This is a genomic window from Endozoicomonas sp. ALD040 (assembly GCF_049275945.1).
Lineage (GTDB): Bacteria > Pseudomonadota > Gammaproteobacteria > Pseudomonadales > Endozoicomonadaceae > Endozoicomonas_A.
In genome coordinates this window covers 5,672,957-5,691,350 of the sequence record NZ_CP184829.1, presented here as the reverse complement: position 1 = coordinate 5,691,350, position 18,394 = coordinate 5,672,957, and the positions used below count along the sequence as shown (strand labels likewise).

Genomic DNA, 18,394 nt, shown 5'->3' with positions numbered 1-18,394 from the left:
AAATACTCTCAGAATGCAGACTGTTTTTCCTGTCAGGAATCAGCGCCGCTGATGACTTTCGAAGGCGGCTTCAAGCAGCTCGCGGGTGTATCCTGTTTGCGGATGGTGAAAGATCTGTTCAGTTGATCCCTGCTCAATAATCTCACCGTCTTTCATCACCAGAATCCTGTGGCTCATAGCTTTCACTACAGCAAGGTCATGGCTGATAAAAATATAGCTCAGGTTGTATTTTTTCTGCAGGTCTCTCAACAGCTCAATCACCTGAGACTGGACAGTCCTGTCCAGCGCCGAAGTGGGCTCATCAAGAATAATCAGCCCGGGTTTCAGAACCAGGGCCCTGGCTATGGCAATACGCTGTCTCTGTCCGCCAGAAAACTCATGGGGATAACGGTGTCGCCATTGAGGGTCAAGACCGACTTCTGCCATGGCTTTTATGATCAGATCGTCCCGTTCACTGTTGCTGGCCAGCTGGTGGATATCGAGTCCTTCACCAATGATATCGGCTATGGTCATTCTCGGACTCAGACTGCCATAAGGGTCCTGAAAAACAACTTGCATCTGTCGTCGGTATGGACGACACTGTTTCTGGTTCAGGAGATGGAGGGCTTCACCTTCAAAGTAGATCTGGCCCTGACTTTCCTGCAACTTCAGCAGGGCCATGCCCAATGTGGTTTTTCCAGAACCGGATTCACCGACAATACCCAGTGTTTCACCTTTTGCAACTGAGATGGAAAGATCGGTGACGGCTTTGATATGGTCAACCGTTCTTCGAAAGAATCCGGCTTTGACTGGAAACCAGACCCTGATGTCCTGTCCTTCGATAACCTTATGTTGCTCATCAGAGACAGGAGCAGGAGCCCCTGAAGGCTCAGCATTGAGCAGCTCTCTCGTATAAGGATGTTTTGGCTGATTAAAAACCGCTTCTGTGGCACCGGTTTCCACCAGTTCTCCATCTTTCATGACGCAGATTCGATGGGAAACATGATGGATCAGGTTGAGGTCATGGCTGATAAATAAAATAGCCATACCCATTTTCTGCTGCAACTCTGCCAACAGTGTCAGGATTTGCCTCTGGACGGTGACATCCAGTGCCGTGGTGGGCTCATCAGCGATAAGGACCTTTGGCTCGCAGGCCAGTGCCATGGCAATCATGGCTCTTTGGCGCTGGCCACCGGACAATTCGTGAGGATAGGCTGAAAGCTTTTTGGCGGGCTCCTGAATGCCCACCAGTTCAAGCAGCTCCAAAGCCCGCTGACTGGCAGATTGAGGGCGCATTCCCAGATGCAGACTGAGAACTTCGCAGATCTGCTTCTCTATGGTATGCAGTGGATTGAGAGCGGTCATGGGCTCCTGGAAAATCATACCAATCTGATGACCCCGAACGCCTCGCATTTCTCTTTCTGACAGAGCCAACAGGTTTTTGCCAGCAAACACTATCTCGCCCTGGTGACTGGCATTTTCAGGAAGCAGTTGCAGTATGCTCAGAGCTGTAATGGATTTACCTGAGCCGGACTCACCCACCAGACCCAGCGTCTCTCCGGGAAACAGTTCAAAACTGACGTTTTTTACCGCATCGCTGCTGCCACCGCTCTGGTTGAAGCGGACTTTCAGGTCTTTGATTTGGAGCAGGGAACTTGTCATCGCTTAGTGACCTGTAACGTATTTGCGTGGATCCAGAGCGTCGCGGGTGGCTTCCCCGATAAACACCAGCAGGGTCAGCATCACTGACATTACCATGAAGGCTGTAATGCCCAGCCATGGCGCTTGAAGATTGTTCTTACCCTGGGCGATCAGCTCACCCAGTGAAGGTGATCCGGCTGGCAGACCAAAACCCAGGAAGTCCAGAGAAGTCAGGGTGGTGATGGCTCCGGTCAGAATAAAGGGCATAAAGGTGACTGTTGCAATCATGGCGTTGGGCAGAATGTGACGAAACATCAATCGGCTATCGGTCATCCCCAGGGCTCTGGCTGCACGGACATATTCAAGGTTTCGACCACGCAGAAATTCAGCACGGACGACATCCACCAGTGCCATCCATGAAAACAGCAGCATAATCCCCAGCAGCCACCAGAAACCGGGCTCGACAAAACTGGAAAGAATGATCAGCAGATACAGACTGGGCATACCTGACCAGACTTCAATAAATCGTTGTCCTATAAGATCAGTTCGTCCGCCGTAAAATCCCTGTATGGCGCCGACGGCAACCCCTATGACAGAGCTGAACAGCGTCAGAATCAGGCCAAAAAGCACGGATATTCTGAAACCATAAATGACTCTTGCCAGCACATCTCTGCCTTGATCATCGGTGCCCAGCAGATTCTCGAGCGTGGGAGGCGCCGGAGCAACGCGGGCATAGTTGATGGTGTCGTAGCTGTAATGGATGGGAGGCCAGAGCATCCAGCCATGGGGCTCGATCAACTCTTTTGCGTAGTCCTGACGGTAATCCATTTCCAGCTCAAATTCACCACCAAAGGTTGTCTCAGGGTAGATATGTAAAATGGGGGTATAGATTTCACCCTTGAAATACACCAGAAGGGGTTTGTCATTGGCGATGAACTCGGCAAATAACGTGGTGAAAAACAGGAAACCGAAAATCCAGAGTGAGTAATAGCCCCGCCGATTACTTTTGAAACTTTGCCAGCGTCGCCGGTTGAGCGGGCTTATACGGGAAGGTTTTATGCTTTGAGACGATGCCATATTAGTCCCTCGCCTCGAAGTCAATTCTTGGGTCGACCAGCATGTAGGTCAGATCTCCCAGCAGTTTTACCACCATGCCTATGAGAGTGAAGATAAACAGGGATCCGAAGACCACAGGGTAATCGCGATTAATGGCGGCTTCGTAGCCGAGCAGGCCCAGTCCATCCAGTGAAAAAATAATTTCAATCAGCAATGAGCTGGTGAACAGTATGCCAATCAGGGCCGCAGGAAATCCGGATATCACCAGCAGCATGGCGTTTCTGAAAACATGTCCGTACAGCACCTGGTTATCATCCAGACCCTTGGCGCGGGCTGTCTGCACATACTGGCGATGAATTTCATCGAGAAAAGAGTTTTTGGTCAGCATCGTTAATGTTGCAAAACCACCAATAACAATGCAAAAAACCGGGAGAACCATATGCCAGGCGTAGTCTGCCAGTTTGCCGATCAGACTGAGCTGATCAAAGTTTTCCGAAGTTAACCCACGCAGTGGGAAGAAGTTCCAGTAACTGCCACCGGCAAACAGAACAATAAGCAGGATGGCCAGCAGAAAGCTGGGAATGGCATAGCCTGTGGTAATAACAGCGCTGGTCCAGACATCGAAGTGGCTACCGTGCTTTATTGCTTTTCGAATGCCCATGGGAATGGAGATCAGATAGATCAGCAGTGTGCTCCATAAACCCAGAGAGATTGAGACAGGCAACTTTTCCTTGATGAGGTCAATGACTTTCGCATCCCTGAAAAAGGAGTCGCCAAACTCAAATTGAGCGTAGTTGACAACCATTTGTAAAAAGCGCTCGTAGGCGGGTTTGTCAAAACCGTAAAGCTTTTCGATGTCTTTGATGAGTTCCGGGTCCAGTCCCCGCCGTCCCCGATACTCACCGGATTCGTCCACACTCAATTGTTGAATCTCGGCACTACTGGAGCCTCCGATGCGACTGGTGGCATTGATTTCAAAACCTTCCAGTTTGGCAATCATTTGCTCAACAGGGCCACCCGGTGCAGCCTGAATGATGACAAAGTTCAGAAGCAGGATACCAAACAGTGTCGGAATCATTAACGCCAGACGGCGTAGAATATAGCTTTTCATAATTCAGTTGCGACGTTTTGAACGACGGATGACCCATCCCAGAAACAGGATGACCAGTAGAATGCCGACAGGCCAAAGTGGTATGCCTTTATTTTCTTCATTTCTTTCTTCGCCATCGGCGGTCGCGTTTGAAGAAGCCCTGATGGTTGTCGGTTCTATCCACCAGGAGTCCAGGTCCAACTGATAAAGAGGTTCCTGATCAGGACGGCTGAGAGGGTGTTTAAGGGGCTTCCAGTAGGCAACCCGGTTACTGGCCAGATACCATTGGGGGATCATGTATTGATTCCAGAGCAGCACCCGATCCAGAGCCTTAACGGCGGCGACCAGATCCTCTCTGGAGTCGGCATTGATTAATTCCCTGATCAGGCCATCAACCACCGGGTTTTTAATCCCTATCAGGTTTCGACTGCCTGGCAGATCCGCTGATTCGCTGCCCCAGAAGTCCCGTTGCTCGTTTCCGGGCGAACTGGATTGGGGAATGCGACTGACCAGCATATCGAAGTCGAAGCTTCTGAGGCGGTTTATGTATTGTGAAATATCCACGATTCGCAGGTTGGCATCGATGCCCATGGCTTCAAGGTTTTTCTTCATTGGCAGGGCCACTTTCTCCATGCTTGAATCATACAGAAGAATTTCGAATTCAAAGGGCTTGCCGTTTTTCCGGAGCGAGCCATTTTCCAGTTTCCAGCCCGCCTGTTCCATCAGGGACAGAGCTTCGCTCAGCTGATTGCGGATTCTGCCACTGCCATCGGTGACAGGCAGTTTGAAGGGTTGGGTAAATAACTCGGCGGGGAGTTGATCTCGCCAGGGCTCAAGGTAGGCCAATTCTTTACCTTCAGGAATGCCGGTTGCTTCCATATCAGAGTTGGCAAAATAACTCTGTGTCCGGGTGTAACTGTTATAGAACAGATTCTTGTTAAGCCATTGGAAGTCCATGGCGTAATTCAACGCTTTTCGAACTCTGACGTCCTTGAAAATATCTCTGCGCAGGTTAAAGACAAACCCCTGCATACCCTGAGGGGCTTTGGTTGGGATGGATTCCTGAATCAGGTCACCTTTTTTAACTGCCGGAGTGTCATAGGCGGTGGCCCAGTTTCTGGCAATATTTTCAAAGCGGAGATCGTATTCCCCGGCTTTCAATGCTTGCAGTGATACGTTGGCATCCCGGTAATAGTCATAACGACGCTCATCAACGTTATAGCGACCTTTGTTGACCGGCAAATCCTTACCCCAGTAATCAACAACTCGCTCGTAAACAATACTGCGACCCGGCTCGGCAGAGCGAATTTTGTATGGTCCGCTGCCCAAAGGGTGAGTCAGGTTGCCCTCTTCGAAGTTATTCGACTCCTTTTCCCAGAAGTGTTTTGGAAGAACCGGAAGCTGGGAAATGATCAGGGGAAGTTCAGGATTACGGTTGTGTTTGAAAACGAAGCGCACACTGCGTTTGGACAGGGCTTCTGCTTTGACTATATCGCCATAATATGCCCGGTAAAAAGGAGAACCTTTATCTCTGAGTAATTCAAAACTGTAAACAACATCGTCAGCCGTTATCGGTTGTCCGTCGTGAAACCGGGCTTTTGAATTGATATGGAAAGTGATACCACTGTTATCAGCAGCAGGCTCCGCATACTCAGCCACCAGGGCGTACATGGAGAAAGGTTCATCCGCACTGCTGGTCATCAGAGTATCGTAAATCAAGCCTAATCCAGCAGCGGGAGTCCCCTTGTCTATGTAGGGATTCAGGCTGTCAAAAGTCCCCATGCTGGCCATCCGCATTGTACCACCCTTGGGTGCATCGGGATTCACGTAGTCAAAATGTTTGAAATCTTTTGAGTATTTGCTGTCGCCGTAGAGCGAGAGGGAAGGGAGTTTATTAACTGCGTCCTCTGCTTTTACCGGTAAAGGCATCACAGACAGGGAAAGCAAGAGTGTCGCAATGGGGAGGGACTGGAAAATCGTTGTCTTCAACGATCTTTTTATCATCACTGTATGATTCATGGTTAGCCTGGATCGCATTGTTATAACTTTTGCCTCAAAACTATAGTCGGCTCCCTGACTACAGGTATTGCTTCTTGCGGAGTTGTTCCGATTTCTGACAATATTGTAAACACCTATCAAACCTGACAGGCAAGGTCTAATTCATCATAAAAAGGTCATTAATACTTTTAGATGACGGTAAAAGTTGATCTGAAGCAATTAAAATACCTGTGTTGCTTCAGAATCAACGCCTACAAACATGTAACCAGAGAGTTCCTGATTGTTAGTATCGCAATGTACCCTGTCTCCCAAGCGGTTAATCTACTTTCTTCAGTATTGAACCAGCATTAGCTCTGGCTGATGGTGGTTTATTCGTTTGATACCACCATGTACTCAGGTCAAGAGCATAAAGCGGCGTCGTCTCAGGATGCTTCAGAGTATCCCGGTACAGAACGTTCCAGGAGGGTGAGTACCAGAGAGGCAGTGAGTAGTGTCCCCACAGCAGAACTCTGTCCAGGGCATGAACCATTGAAAGCAGTTCTTTACGGCTGGTGGCTGATGGAATCAATTGAGCTATGTGATCGACCACCGGTGAATGAACACCCGACAGGTTTCTGGTTCCTGGTTGATCAACGGTTTCCGATCCCCAGAAGGATACCTGTTCGGTGCCTGGTGATGCAGTATGTCGATAGACATGCAGTACCAGTTCAAAATCCAGTTCACGGAGTCTGGCTACCATCTGGAGTGGGTCTATACGATGAACATTTAAGGTAATACCAAGACGACTCAGACCGTCCTTGATGGAAAGCAGAACTTTTTCATGTTCTTCAGTGGCTACCAGTGCGTTCAGGACCAGTGGTTCCCCCATGGCATTAACTTGTTGATTATCTTTTATTTCCCAGCCTGCCTGTTTTAATAACCTGAGTGCGCTTGCCATACTCAATCGGTCGCCCGATGCCAGTCGGCTATCAGGTACCTTGAAGGGATCATGGAAGAGGGCTTCAGGCAGTTGTTGCTGAAAGGGGGCCAGCCATTTCAGTTCTTCAGCTGATGGAATTCCACTGGCTGCCAGCTCAGAGCCTGCAAAAAAGCTTTCAGCAGGTCGATACATTCCAAAGAAAAGGTGGTCGTTGATCTGCTTGAAATTAAAAGCGTATCCCAGACTTTCCCTGACTCTGGCATCTTTTAGAAAAGGTCGCCGGGTATTGTAGGCTAACGTCAGGGTTTGGGGGTTATGGTTCTTTATGACTTCTTGTACCAGACGATATTTTTTAATTCGGTTCTCGCTCAGCTGGGTATTCCAGATGGTTGGGTCTGTAATCAGTCTGAAGTCATATTGATTGCTGAACATCGCTTCTAACAGCACAGATTCGTTTCCGTAATATTCGAACAGCATGCGGTCAAAATTATACCGACCCCGGTTTACAGCCAGGTCTTGTGCCCAGTAATCTTCGTCTCTTTTATAACTGATGGATCGTCCGGGATTGATTTTATCGACTTGGTAAGGACCGCTGGTGACGGGGACTTCAAATCCGGAGGACGGAAAATGTCTGTCCTTCCAGTAGTGTTCTGGAAGTATAGGCATTTGCCCCAGGATTAGAGGCAGCTCCCGGTTTTTGTTGTTTTTAAAGGTAAATAGTACCCTCATAGGCGCTGTGACTTCAGCTTTCTCGATATCATCATAGAAGTGGCGGTAGAAGGTTGAGCCTTTCTCCCTCAGAAGATCAAACGAGAATTTCACATCACTGGCTGACACCTTATGGCCATCATTAAAGCGAGCTTTGGGATTAATATGATAGGCAACCCAGCGGTTATCAGGGTCCAATTCTATGAACTGGGCAATCAAACCGTATTTACTTAAAGGCTCGTCCCAGGATCTTTGCAGCAGGCTGTCGTAGAGCAAGTCGCTGCCAGCCGCAGCTGAACCGCGATCTACAAAAGGTGTAAGACTGTCAAACTGGCCGGTCACGGCCTGTCTGAATTCACCGCCTTTTGGTGCGTCCGGGTTGGCATAGTCAAAGTGTTCAAAACCCTTATGGTACTTTGGTTCACCATAGAGACTTATGGCATGCTTCAGAGGAATGTTTTCTGCTCCCCATGCCAAAGAGGACGTTACTATCAAAAATATTCCCGCAACAAGGCGTTTCATTTTGGTTCTTTCTCCCACCAGATGCTGAGGTCCACAGAGCCGTAAAGACCTCCGTTGTCAGGATAGTTGTAGTGGCTTCTGTATGCTACCCGCCAGTAACGATGGTAGAGCTGGGGAATGGTGTAATTTTCCCAGAGCAGGATGCGATCCATAGCGCTGGTGGCGGCCTGCAACTGGTCGATGGTTTCAGCCTTGATAATAGATTCAATCATTGCGTCAACAGCAGGGTGACTGACACCTGCGAGGTTCTGTGTACCCTGTTGATCGGCAGTGCTGCTGCTCCAGTATTCTCTTTGTTCGTTGCCAGGCACATCGGGCTGGTGGAAGGTTCTGAGCAGCATATCATAATCCTGATTGCGCACTCTTCGAATGTACTGAGAGACATCCAGCGAGGTGATCTGCATTTCAATGCCGAGCATTTCCAGATTACTTTTGAACGGTATAGCAACACGTTCCTGTTCTGGCACCGCCAGCATCAATTCGAACCTGAGTGGCTCACCGGTTTCCTTGTTGACCCTTTTGCCGTTTTTGAGTTCCCAGCCAGCCTGTTTCAGAAGTCTATTAGCATAACTGAGCTGTTTTCGGATATTGCCAGTGCCATCTGTTTGTACACCAGTCCAGGGTTGTTTAAACAGCTTCTCAGGAAGTATGTCCCGATAAGGTTCAAGCAGTTGGGCTTCAGCTCTATCGGGTATGCCTGAGTGGGCAAAATCCGAGTTGGCAAACAGGCTTTCGGGCGCTGAATAAATGCCATAAAGAAGATTGGCGTTGGTCCAGGCTACATCGTAACCCTGACTGATGGCTTCTCTGACCCGTTGATCGTTAAAAGGGTATTTTCGACTGTTAAAGATAAAGGACTGAACCTGAAAGCTCTTGCGAGGGTAATTTTTCTTGATGATTTTCCCGCTCTCCAGGTCCTTACCCTTATAGGCATAAGTCCAGTTTTTGGCCAGATTCTCTATCCGGATATCGTAGTGTCCACTGAGAAAAGCCTCGAGAGAGAGCGTGGAGTTCCTGAAATACTCCAGTCTGATCTGCTTAAAGTTATTCCGGCCAATATTCACAGGCAGCTTCTGAGCCCAGTAATCCTCATTTCGCTCAAGAAAAACGGTCTGGCCAAGCTCATAGTGTTTGATGCTGTAAGCCCCTGAGCTGACAGGAATGTGGATCTTAGTGTCAACATCTTCAGACTTTGTCCAGTAATTACTGTGAATTATGGGTAGCTGGGCCAGTCGAAAAGGCAGCTTTTTGTCTTCGGGGACATTCAGGGTCAGTTTTACCCGGTTTCCGGGTTCAACTTCTATTTGATTAACATCCTTCAACAGGAGCTTGAAGTTGGAGAAGTCGCCATTTTTATATTGAAAAAATGTATCCCTCACAGTTTCGGCAGTAATCGGGCTACCGTCGGCAAAACGGGCTTTCGGGTTAATAACGAAACGTACCCAGCGATTATCATCCGGGTATTCGATACGTTCGGCAATCATTGGATAAAGACTGCCGGGCTCATCCCGGCTGGCAAACATCAGGCTGTCGTAAATGTAGGCACCAACGGCAGCAGGTACACCTTTGGAACTAAAGAGATCAAAGGTATCGTAAGTGCCTAGAACCGCCAGTCTGACCTTACCCTGACGGGGAGCATCAGGATTGACATAGGAAAAGTGTTGAAAGTCGGCAGGATATTTGGGAGTGCCGATCAGGCTGATGGCATGACCTGTGCGATAGGATTCCTGAACACTGGCCAGTACAGAAGGATAAAACCAGGCAATGTTCAGCGCCAGAAGAGTTCTTGCCCATCGTTTGATCGTCATTTTTTTCCTTGTTGTTGAAGGGCTTTAGAGGCTGGTTTCATCCACCATGAAGTGAGACGAATACCATAGGGTGGAAAAGTGTCAGGAGGTTGCACATGCTGCCAATGAGCGATTCTTATAAAACGCCCCTGCCAATTGGGAATGAAGTAATATTCCCAGAGCAAGAGACGATTCAGAGCCTGCATAGCAGTATAAAGAGCTTCTCCGGTGTTGGCTGACAGCGCATGATCAATTAAGCCATCGACGGCCGGGTTATGAATCCCGGCCACATTGCGGCTGCCTTCAGAGTCCGCAGACTCCGAGTGAAATAACCCTTTAAGGTCTTCGCCGGGAAGAAAAGGCACCGTCAGGGTTGTTTGAACCATATCAAAATCCCTTTGACGCAGTCTTCGCTGATATTGGCTCAGGTCTATGGCTCGAAAATCCATTTTGATTCCCACGCTGGCAAGGTTGGCCGCAAAAGGAAGTATGTAACGATCAGCCAGTTTTGAGTAGTGAATAAATGTAAAGTGAAAGGGTTCATTCCGGGCGCTTAATAATTGTCCCTGATGATAATGCCAGCCGGCCTCTTTTAGCAGTTTCAGGGCCTGTCTTCGCTGGCTTGTGATATTCCCATCCCCGTTTGTTTTTGGGAGTTCAAAAGGTTGGGAATAGAGACCCGGTGGCACTATCGACTGAAAAGCTTTAAACAGTTCCTGCTCGCTCTCTGACGGGACCGCCGATGTATTATTCTCATGGGCGCCAAAGAAACTGGTGGTGCGGACATAGGCGTTATGGAAGAGGTTTGCTGAAGACCATTCCCAGTCGAATAACAGACTGATAGCCTGCCTGACTTTTCGATCCTGAAACAGTGGAGATCTGAGATTAAAGACAAAGAACCTTCTGCCATAATGCATCTTGTCGGGAATGTTCAGTCTGGTCGCCTTACCTTGTTGCATGGCTGGAAAGACATAAGCTGTTTCCCAGTTTTTCGCCTCGCCTTCATAGTGGACATCGGTCTCCCCGTTCTTAAAAGCCTGAAAGCTGACATGACGGTCACGGTAGAAATTCAGAGTAACTTTATCAAAATTATAAAGCCCCTTATTAACGGGAAGATCTTCCCCCCAGTAGTCTGGCACTCGTTCAAAGACGATCGTTGACCCCGGCTTGACTCTGGAAATCTTATAAGGACCACTGAGTAAGGGAGGGACCAGTGTGGTTTTTTCAAAATCACGATTCTGCCAGTAATGCTTTGGTAAGACAGGCAGCTCGCTGAGTTTAATTGGGAGCGCTTTAGAGGATGAGGGTTTCAGATAGAAGTGGATAATGTAGTGATCTTCGATTTGGATGCGTTCAACTTGCTCTAGTGTCAGTTTGAAGTTTGGGTGCCCGTGTTCCAGCAGTATTTTATAGGAAAACTCTACATCTTCCGTGGTAATGGGATGCTGGTCATGAAAACGGGCATTTGTTCTCAGCTTGAATGAGAGCTTATGTTTTTCCGTATCATAAGCTACCGCTTCGGCGATTAAACCATAGGCTGTATTTTTATGTTCCATGGAGGGGGCGTAAGGACCAGTGCCCACCATCAGGGGTTCGTTCAGCTCCAGAAAGCCAAACCTGAAAGTATTATTCGCCTGCGAGGGGGCTATTCCTCTGGCACTGTATGGATTCAGAGTATTAAAGGTTCCAAGGGCTGCTAATCGCAGATGACCACCTTTGGGCGCTGCGGGATTGACGTACCGGAAGTGTTTGAAATCTTTCTTATACAGAGGCTTGTCCATGATGGACAGATAATGTTGCCATTGCTCACCCGCAGCTATTGCGTGCATACCCTGCCAATAGAGCAGAAGAGAGAGCGTCAGTCGTTTCAATGATGCTTCCTGGTATTGTTAATCCGAATGAATATAGCATCGACAGGATAGGGGAGTGGTTTATAGAGAAAAATATCAGACCCGTTCAAAACCGGGTCTGAGCATTATGAATTTATCATTCGTAAGCGCGGGTCACATCAACATAGAGAGTCAATTGTTGACCAGGCTGCAGGTATTTGCTGTCAAAGGTATTCCAGGTTCTGATCTGGGCTACGGCGACATTGAACTTGTCAGCGATTCTGGACAGGGAGTCACCATTGCGAACCTTGTAATTGACCCTGCGAACAACACCGTCCTGGGGCGCATTGGTTTTGGTCCACACCACCAGTGTCTGTCCGATCCTGAGATTGTCTCTGGGTGACATACTGTTCCAGCGAGCCAGTTCCTGGACACCGGTATTGTACTTTTTGGCTATGCTCCAGAAGCTGTCTCCGGATTTAACAGAGTGATTCAGTTTGTGTCGTCCGGCACGCTGAGTGTTTTGCTTGGCAATACGGCGCTGCGGCGCTGTCAGGGCATACTCTTCCTTCTCTTTGACAGCGACGGGAATTAAAAGACTTTGACCAACCCGGATCAAGTCTGTTTCCATTTTGTTCGCTTCCTTGATGAGCCCGGGCTTGGTATTAAAAGTATTGGCAATCCTGATCAGGCTATCACCAGACTTCACTGAGTAGCGCTGCCATTGCATACGTTTTTCCGCCGGCAATTGAGCCAGTTCAGTCCGGAAGGATTCGGCTTTGGCAACAGGCACCAGAAGGTGGTGTGGACCAGAAGGAGGGGTGGACCAGCGATTAATCCCGGGATTCAGGCGATATAACTCATTCAGAGTAACGCCAGCCAAATTGGCCGCTTTGGCCATATCCAGCTGGCCACCGGTTTCAACCTTGGCAAAATGAGGTTTGTTAGGAATTGACTTTAGCTTGATACCGTATTTGGCCGGATCACGAACGATCTTGCCCAGGGCGATCAGCTTTGGAACATAGGCGGTGGTTTCTCTTGGCAGGTCAAGATGCCAGAAGCGGGTGGATTTACCCCGCCTTTCGTTCTTGTTGACCGCATTCATGACTCGCCCTGGCCCAGAGTTGAAAGCAGCCAGTGCTAATTCCCAGTCGTCAAACATTTCGTGCAGACTGACCATATAGTCCAGAGCTGCACGGGTGGCCTCAACCACATCACGACGACCGTCATACCACCAGTTCTGCTCCAGTCCGTAATGTTCTCCGGTAGCTGGCATGAATTGCCATAAGCCGGATGCCCCTGCATGGGAATAAGCAAATGGATCGAAGGCACTCTCTACTATGGGCATTAATGCCAGCTCCAGGGGGACGCCACGTTTCTCAGCTTCTATCAGGATGAAATAGAAATAGGGACTGGCGCGATCAGAAACGCGGTCAAAGTAGCCCTGGTTTTTCTTGTACCAGCGTAATTCTGCCAATACCCGGGGATGATTATTATCCAGGTCCATAGCGAGACCCCGACGAGTTCTATCCCACAGGTCGGTCAATGGTTTTTTGGCCAGTTGATCCTTAAGTGTTTTTTTGGCCGTTTTCCCTTTGGCAACTTTTTGCTCAACTTTGACTGGTGGAGTACCTGCCTGCTCTGGAGAATGACTCTGACAGCTTGTTAGAGTCATTATGAGTGTGGCGGCACTCAAGACTCGAATCAGGGGTTTAACTTCAGGTCCGGTATAGCGACCAGACGTTTGCTCTGTAATCAAAGGTTCAGACATAAAAACTATATTTATCTTGAAGGAACACAGGGGTTATCGTCATCAAAAGTGATCCTTCCAATGACGCAATGCTCCAAATACCTCTGAATCGTTTGACAGAGGGGCATTTGGGGCGTGCTCCTTAACAGCAGTAATGACACTATTCTGGTCAGTACGCATGAATGGATTAATGGTAAATTCCAGCTTGAGGCTAGAGGGCAGGCTTGGCCTGTTCTGCTCGCGAAGCCGGATGACTTTGTTGCGATACTCCTTAATAGAGTGGTTGTCGGGTTCAACGGTCTGGGCAAAGGCAAGATTTGCCAGAGTGTATTCGTGTGCACAATATACCCGGGTGTTTTCGGGTAGAGCGCGGAGTTTATTGAATGAGCTCTGCATTTGTTCAGCAGTCCCTTCAAACAGTCGGCCACAGCCGGCTGAAAAGAGGGTGTCGCCACAGAATAGAATGGGATCATCCTGATCAGGATTAGCGAAATAGGCAATATGATCGAGCGTGTGTCCCGGTGTTTTCAAAATACTGAATTCAGTACCGAGCACTGCCAGTGTCTCTGTGCCATCCAGGGTGTGGGTAATGCCGGAAATTGCCGAATTATCAGGGCCATAGACTGGAATGCTACGGTTTTTTGTTAACGTTTCTATGCCGTTTGTATGATCCCAGTGATGATGGGTAATCAAAATGCCCGACAATTCCAGATCAAGTCTATCCAGTGCTTTCTCGACCACGCTAGCGTCACCCGGATCAACGACCAGACTTTGTTGACTGCAATCTTCAGAGAGCAGCCAGATGTAGTTATCTTGAAAAGCCGGGATAGCTTGAATGTGGATCATAGGACATTCTGTCGGATAATGGTCAATAACATTCTAATGCCTGTAATGGACAAAAAACCATTTTTACAAATTTTGCGTGTAAAGTCTGTACTATTTTCTTTACGATTGTCATAGGGGATGACACCGATGCTGGTTGAATCCTGCCGTGCCCGATAAGATGTGTATTTGAGCAGGACAACAATCTGGCTCGAGGTTTTTGCTGATTTCACTGCAGCATACACGGAAAAAGCCTGATGCAATGGTTTAAAAAAACGACCAGACCTGAAATGCCTCAAAAATTGCAGGCCCTGCAGGGTTGGATGCAATCCGGTGCAGGAGAGTTTGTCCTTGAGACAGAACGCTGTCACATAGAACATGAGTTAAAGTATATCTTTGGTTATCATGCTGTTGAATTATCGGTATCTCCGACTGCGGCTCTGTTGTCAGAGTCCCAGGTAAGTCGAAACTTTCAGTTTCACCCCTTAAACTCTGAGCCGACGTCTTCGTTGTTGCTTGATCCTTATCACTGGCCGATAGCTCCGGGCAGCCTTGACCTGGTCCTGCTGCATCATATGGTAGAAGTGTCTGATCGCCCGCACCGACTTCTCAGCGAAGCGGGGCATACCATCATCCCCGGAGGGAAGATGATGGTAGTCGGTTTTAACCCTCTGAGTCTCTGCAACATCAAGCGTATGATACTTCCGGGTTATCGAAGGTTGTTCAGTGGTGTCCAGTTCATTAGTCCAAGTCGGATGAAGGACTGGTTAACCTTGCTGGGGTTCAGTGTTGAGAAAGTGATTCATGGTGCCTACCTGTTCCCTTCTACCCACTCAGCCATGGGCTTGAAGTCGGAATTGATTGAACAACGCTGTCGTAGTTGGATGCTGCCTTTTGGCAGTTTTTACATCATAGTTGCCACCCGGGAAGTGGCAGGCATGACACCCATCAAGCCTGTCTGGTCCTCCGTGGGGCAATCCCTGGTCGGAAAACCGATTACAGGGTCCAGTCGATTGGGAGATAATCGTTGAGCAAGCTCGTTGAGCTTTTTACAGATGGTGCCTGTAAAGGAAACCCCGGCCCCGGTGGTTGGGGTGTCATTCTGCGTTACGGTACTGCTGAAAAAGGATTGTATGGTGGCGAGAAGGAAACCACCAATAACCGCATGGAATTGATGGCCGCCATTGTCGGATTGGAAACATTAACCCGGGCCTGCGAGGTGCGTGTCACAACCGATTCCCAATATGTACGCAAGGGTATTACAGAGTGGTTGTCCGGCTGGAAACGCAAAGGCTGGAAAACAGCGGCGGGTAAACCTGTAAAAAACCAAGATTTATGGGAACGGCTTGATGCCCAGAATACTCATCATAAGATTGAGTGGTGCTGGGTAAAAGGGCATGCCGGACACCGGGAAAATGAAATGGCGGATGAACTCGCCTGTCGTGGTGCTCAAGAGATTATTGAAGGTAAGAAGCAATGAACCGCCAGATCATAATGGATACGGAAACCACCGGGATAGACCCTTCGCAGGGCCACAGGATTGTCGAAATCGGTTGTGTGGAGATGATTGACCGTAAGCTGACGGGTAATACTTATCATGTCTACATCAATCCTGAGCGGCATATGGATGATGAGGTTATCCAGGTGCATGGTATTACCAACGAATTTGTTCAGGACAAACCACTCTTTGCTGCAGTGGCCAAAGATTTTCTGGATTTTATCAAAGATGCCGAGCTGATTGCGCATAATGCCCCCTTTGATATTAACTTTCTCAACCATGAGCTAAAGTGGCTGGATCCCGCCTTTGGGCAGGTTGAGGACTACAGTAAAATTACCGACTCTCTGGCTATAGCCAGAAAGAAGCACCCTGGTCAGAAAAATAACCTGGATGCACTTTGCAAACGTTATTTTATCGATAACTCGGCTCGTACCTTCCATGGTGCGCTCCTTGACTCTGAGATATTGGCTGAAGTCTACCTTGCCATGACGGGTGGTCAGACTTCTCTGCTTCTGGGAGGAACCGGAGAGGGGACTGATGATGTAACGGTTATCAGACGTCTACCTTTGGACAGACCCGCCTTGAAAATCATCAAACCGACCGATGCTGAATTACAGTTGCATCAGGAAAAACTGGAAAAGATAGGCCAGCAGAATTGGTAATTGCTACCAGTTTGCAATGACCGACTGACCATTAACTCATCATCGAAAGCAGTGACATACATGCACCAATACCAACCTGCAAACGGCTGGACCCCGGAAGGGGGTAATGCTGATCGTTATCTAATTCTGTCTGGTCATGACATCCTGATGAATTCCGAGGGGGAGTTCCTCTGGGAGAAACACCCCTGGATGGATGACCACGAATCAATCAGAACTGGAAATCTGGACGAATATTCGGTGTCGGTCATAAAAACAGACCGAATTCCTGAAGAGGGGAGTGCTGTTAATGCCCGACAATATATGGCGATGCAACCTGAATCGATGGTGGCGTTATACAGTCATGCCGCTCAAATCCTGAGATCCAGAAAAGACCACCAATTCTGTGGCCGCTGTGGTAGTCCATGCAGGTCAAGCGAAGGGGATTGGTCAATGGTTTGTTCAGCCTGTGAGATGACTTACTATCCAAGGATATCTCCGTGCATCATAGTTCTTGTTCATAAAGGGGATGAAGTACTGCTTGTTCAACATCAGCGACATTTGCGTGATACAACAATGCATACAGTCATCGCGGGCTTTGTCGAGCCGGGTGAGAGTGCTGAGGAAGCAGTTATAAGAGAGATCAGGGAGGAAGTGGGTCTGGAGGTCGGTGAAATAAAGTACCAACTCAGTCAGAGCTGGCCCTTTCCCCATGCCTTGATGCTGGGCTATCACGCTGAATATAAATCAGGTGAGATCAGGCTTGAAGAGGAAGAGCTGGTGAGTGCTGAATGGTTCCGTAGAGATGATCTGCCGGATATACCCCCTAAATTCACAATATCCAGGATGTTGATAGATATTTGATATTATACAATCATTTTTTTATTGCTTTCGAAATGTTTAGCTCCGTGCAATTTCTTAGCACAGAAAAAATACGGAACAGAGGGTCATCAAACCGACTGCCTCCATGGGGAAACGGTACATTATCATCCGCAAAACGACGGACTTTTCACATTCTCTTTTTCAGGTATCCTTAAGCACTCATATTGAAATGAATTATTGGAGGCTCTCTTGGAGTATCTGGCGGAATACGGCTTATTCCTTGCCAAAGTGGTCACATTTGTTGTGGCACTGCTGATCATCATTGTTGCGGCAGCTGCAATGGGACAAAAATCCAAAAAGATCAGTAAAGGGCATCTTGAAATCAAGAAACTGAATGAACACTATCAGCATCTGAAGGATGATCTTCAGCATGCGACGCTCGACAAGGAAGGGCTGAAGCAGCTGGCAAAGGAAAAAAAGAAAGCCGACAAGGAAAAGAAAAAGGATAAAGAAAAGCAAGTAAAACCACGTCTGTATGTCCTTGATTTTCACGGCGATATGAAAGCTTCTGCAGTCAAGTCTCTTCGTGAAGAGATCACTGCAGTACTGTCTGTTATCACAGACAAGGATGAAGTACTTCTGAAGCTGGAAAGTGCGGGAGGTATGGTACATGCCTATGGTCTTGCAGCTTCCCAGCTACAACGTATTAGGGATCGTGGTATTAATTTCACTATTGCAGTCGATAAAGTGGCTGCCAGTGGCGGTTATATGATGGCCTGTACGGCTAATCAGATTGTTGCTGCGCCTTTTGCCGTGATTGGTTCCATAGGTGTGATGGCTCAGCTGCCCAATATCAATAAATTGCTTAAAAAGCATGATGTTGATATTGAACTGCACACTGCCGGTGAATTTAAACGCACTCTGACGGTTCTTGGCGAAAACACTGAAAAGGGGCGTGATAAGTTCAAGCAGGATATCCAGGACACTCATGAGCTGTTCAAAGAGTTTATCAAGGAGGAACGTGAGCAGGTCAACGTAGAAGAGGTCGCTACCGGTGAAATCTGGTATGGCCGTCAGGCGATTGAGAAAAACCTGATTGATCTGGTCATGACCAGTGATGAGTATATCTATAGCAGGGTAGACTCCTCAGACATTATTCAGGTCAGTTATGAAGTGAAGAAAGGAATGGCCAGTAAACTGGGCTTGGCTGCTGAAACGACTCTGGACAATGCCTTCGGAAAAATCTGGGAAAGATTGTCTCAGGATCGATACTTTTCTTAACTGCTCAAAGTGATATCTGGATAGTTCCCACGCTCTGAGAGTGTCGCAAAACCC

The 18,394-nt window shown here is 48.2% G+C and carries 14 protein-coding genes; 5 read left to right on the top strand and 9 right to left on the bottom strand.

All coding sequences use genetic code 11. The features are described 5' to 3' along the window. Window positions 1–39: 39 nt before the first annotated feature. The 9 genes from ACOJUN_RS20580 to gloB all read right to left on the bottom strand — a co-directional run bounded on the left by ACOJUN_RS20580 (window position 40) and on the right by gloB (window position 14,125). Entirely contained in the window at window positions 40–1,641 is a 1,602-nt protein-coding gene (locus ACOJUN_RS20580) for an ABC transporter ATP-binding protein (RefSeq protein WP_422133751.1), read from the bottom strand. Between the two features lie 3 nt (window positions 1,642–1,644). Further along, window positions 1,645–2,697, bottom strand: a complete 1,053-nt coding sequence (locus ACOJUN_RS20575; protein ID WP_422133750.1) for an ABC transporter permease — start codon at window positions 2,695–2,697, stop codon at window positions 1,645–1,647. A gap of 1 nt (window position 2,698) precedes the next feature. Then, on the bottom strand, window positions 2,699–3,787 hold the full coding sequence (locus ACOJUN_RS20570) for a microcin C ABC transporter permease YejB (protein WP_422133749.1): 1,089 nt from the start codon (window positions 3,785–3,787) through the stop codon (window positions 2,699–2,701). A gap of 3 nt (window positions 3,788–3,790) precedes the next feature. Next, the gene (locus ACOJUN_RS20565; protein WP_422137108.1) at window positions 3,791–5,770 is read right to left on the bottom strand and encodes an extracellular solute-binding protein; all 1,980 of its coding nucleotides are present in this window, start codon (window positions 5,768–5,770) and stop codon (window positions 3,791–3,793) included. Window positions 5,771–6,080: 310 nt separating this feature from the next. Continuing rightward, window positions 6,081–7,913 (bottom strand): extracellular solute-binding protein, encoded by a 1,833-nt coding sequence (locus ACOJUN_RS20560; protein ID WP_422133748.1) that lies wholly within the window; start codon window positions 7,911–7,913, stop codon window positions 6,081–6,083. Further along, window positions 7,910–9,721, bottom strand: coding sequence for an extracellular solute-binding protein (locus tag ACOJUN_RS20555; RefSeq protein ID WP_422133747.1), 1,812 nt, complete (start codon window positions 9,719–9,721; stop codon window positions 7,910–7,912). The genes ACOJUN_RS20560 and ACOJUN_RS20555 overlap by 4 nt, the downstream gene beginning before the upstream one ends. Continuing rightward, window positions 9,718–11,571: an extracellular solute-binding protein gene (locus ACOJUN_RS20550; RefSeq protein ID WP_422133746.1), complete on the bottom strand. Its 1,854-nt coding sequence runs from the start codon at window positions 11,569–11,571 to the stop codon at window positions 9,718–9,720. Before ACOJUN_RS20550 ends, ACOJUN_RS20555 begins: the two co-directional genes overlap by 4 nt. A gap of 115 nt (window positions 11,572–11,686) precedes the next feature. Then, complete coding sequence (locus ACOJUN_RS20545; protein WP_422133745.1) at window positions 11,687–13,300, bottom strand: LysM peptidoglycan-binding domain-containing protein; 1,614 nt, start codon at window positions 13,298–13,300, stop codon at window positions 11,687–11,689. Window positions 13,301–13,342: 42 nt separating this feature from the next. Then, window positions 13,343–14,125: a hydroxyacylglutathione hydrolase gene (gene gloB, locus ACOJUN_RS20540; protein ID WP_422133744.1), complete on the bottom strand. Its 783-nt coding sequence runs from the start codon at window positions 14,123–14,125 to the stop codon at window positions 13,343–13,345. A 233-nt stretch (window positions 14,126–14,358) separates the two neighbouring features. Between gloB and ACOJUN_RS20535 the strand changes: the two genes are divergently transcribed. The 5 genes from ACOJUN_RS20535 (at window position 14,359) to sohB (ending at window position 18,340) form a co-directional block, all read left to right on the top strand. After that, window positions 14,359–15,132 carry a hypothetical protein gene (locus tag ACOJUN_RS20535; RefSeq protein ID WP_422133743.1) on the top strand — a complete coding sequence of 258 codons (774 nt, stop codon included), beginning with the start codon at window positions 14,359–14,361 and terminating at the stop codon, window positions 15,130–15,132. After that, complete coding sequence (gene rnhA, locus ACOJUN_RS20530; protein ID WP_422133742.1) at window positions 15,129–15,581, top strand: ribonuclease HI; 453 nt, start codon at window positions 15,129–15,131, stop codon at window positions 15,579–15,581. Before ACOJUN_RS20535 ends, rnhA begins: the two co-directional genes overlap by 4 nt. Beyond that, window positions 15,578–16,261, top strand: coding sequence for a DNA polymerase III subunit epsilon (gene dnaQ, locus ACOJUN_RS20525; RefSeq protein ID WP_422133741.1), 684 nt, complete (start codon window positions 15,578–15,580; stop codon window positions 16,259–16,261). The genes rnhA and dnaQ overlap by 4 nt, the downstream gene beginning before the upstream one ends. A 60-nt stretch (window positions 16,262–16,321) precedes the next feature. Then, window positions 16,322–17,101, top strand: a complete 780-nt coding sequence (nudC, locus tag ACOJUN_RS20520; RefSeq protein ID WP_422133740.1) for an NAD(+) diphosphatase — start codon at window positions 16,322–16,324, stop codon at window positions 17,099–17,101. Window positions 17,102–17,308: 207 nt separating this feature from the next. Further along, complete coding sequence (sohB, locus tag ACOJUN_RS20515) at window positions 17,309–18,340, top strand: protease SohB (RefSeq protein ID WP_422133739.1); 1,032 nt, start codon at window positions 17,309–17,311, stop codon at window positions 18,338–18,340. Window positions 18,341–18,394 lie beyond the last annotated feature (54 nt).

Excerpts from the sequence above, each read along its gene's own strand:
- ACOJUN_RS20580 (WP_422133751.1), bottom strand. The coding sequence starts at position 1,641 with ATGACAAGTTCCCTGCTCCAAATCAAAGACCTGAAAGTCCGCTTCAAC.
- ACOJUN_RS20575 (WP_422133750.1), bottom strand. The coding sequence starts at position 2,697 with ATGGCATCGTCTCAAAGCATAAAACCTTCCCGTATAAGCCCGCTCAAC.
- ACOJUN_RS20570 (WP_422133749.1), bottom strand. The coding sequence starts at position 3,787 with ATGAAAAGCTATATTCTACGCCGTCTGGCGTTAATGATTCCGACACTG.
- ACOJUN_RS20565 (WP_422137108.1), bottom strand. The coding sequence starts at position 5,770 with ATGATAAAAAGATCGTTGAAGACAACGATTTTCCAGTCCCTCCCCATT.
- ACOJUN_RS20560 (WP_422133748.1), bottom strand. The coding sequence starts at position 7,913 with ATGAAACGCCTTGTTGCGGGAATATTTTTGATAGTAACGTCCTCTTTG.
- ACOJUN_RS20555 (WP_422133747.1), bottom strand. The coding sequence starts at position 9,721 with ATGACGATCAAACGATGGGCAAGAACTCTTCTGGCGCTGAACATTGCC.
- ACOJUN_RS20545 (WP_422133745.1), bottom strand. The coding sequence starts at position 13,300 with ATGTCTGAACCTTTGATTACAGAGCAAACGTCTGGTCGCTATACCGGA.
- gloB (WP_422133744.1), bottom strand. The coding sequence starts at position 14,125 with ATGATCCACATTCAAGCTATCCCGGCTTTTCAAGATAACTACATCTGG.
- ACOJUN_RS20535 (WP_422133743.1), top strand. The coding sequence starts at position 14,359 with ATGCAATGGTTTAAAAAAACGACCAGACCTGAAATGCCTCAAAAATTG.
- dnaQ (WP_422133741.1), top strand. The coding sequence starts at position 15,578 with ATGAACCGCCAGATCATAATGGATACGGAAACCACCGGGATAGACCCT.
- nudC (WP_422133740.1), top strand. The coding sequence starts at position 16,322 with ATGCACCAATACCAACCTGCAAACGGCTGGACCCCGGAAGGGGGTAAT.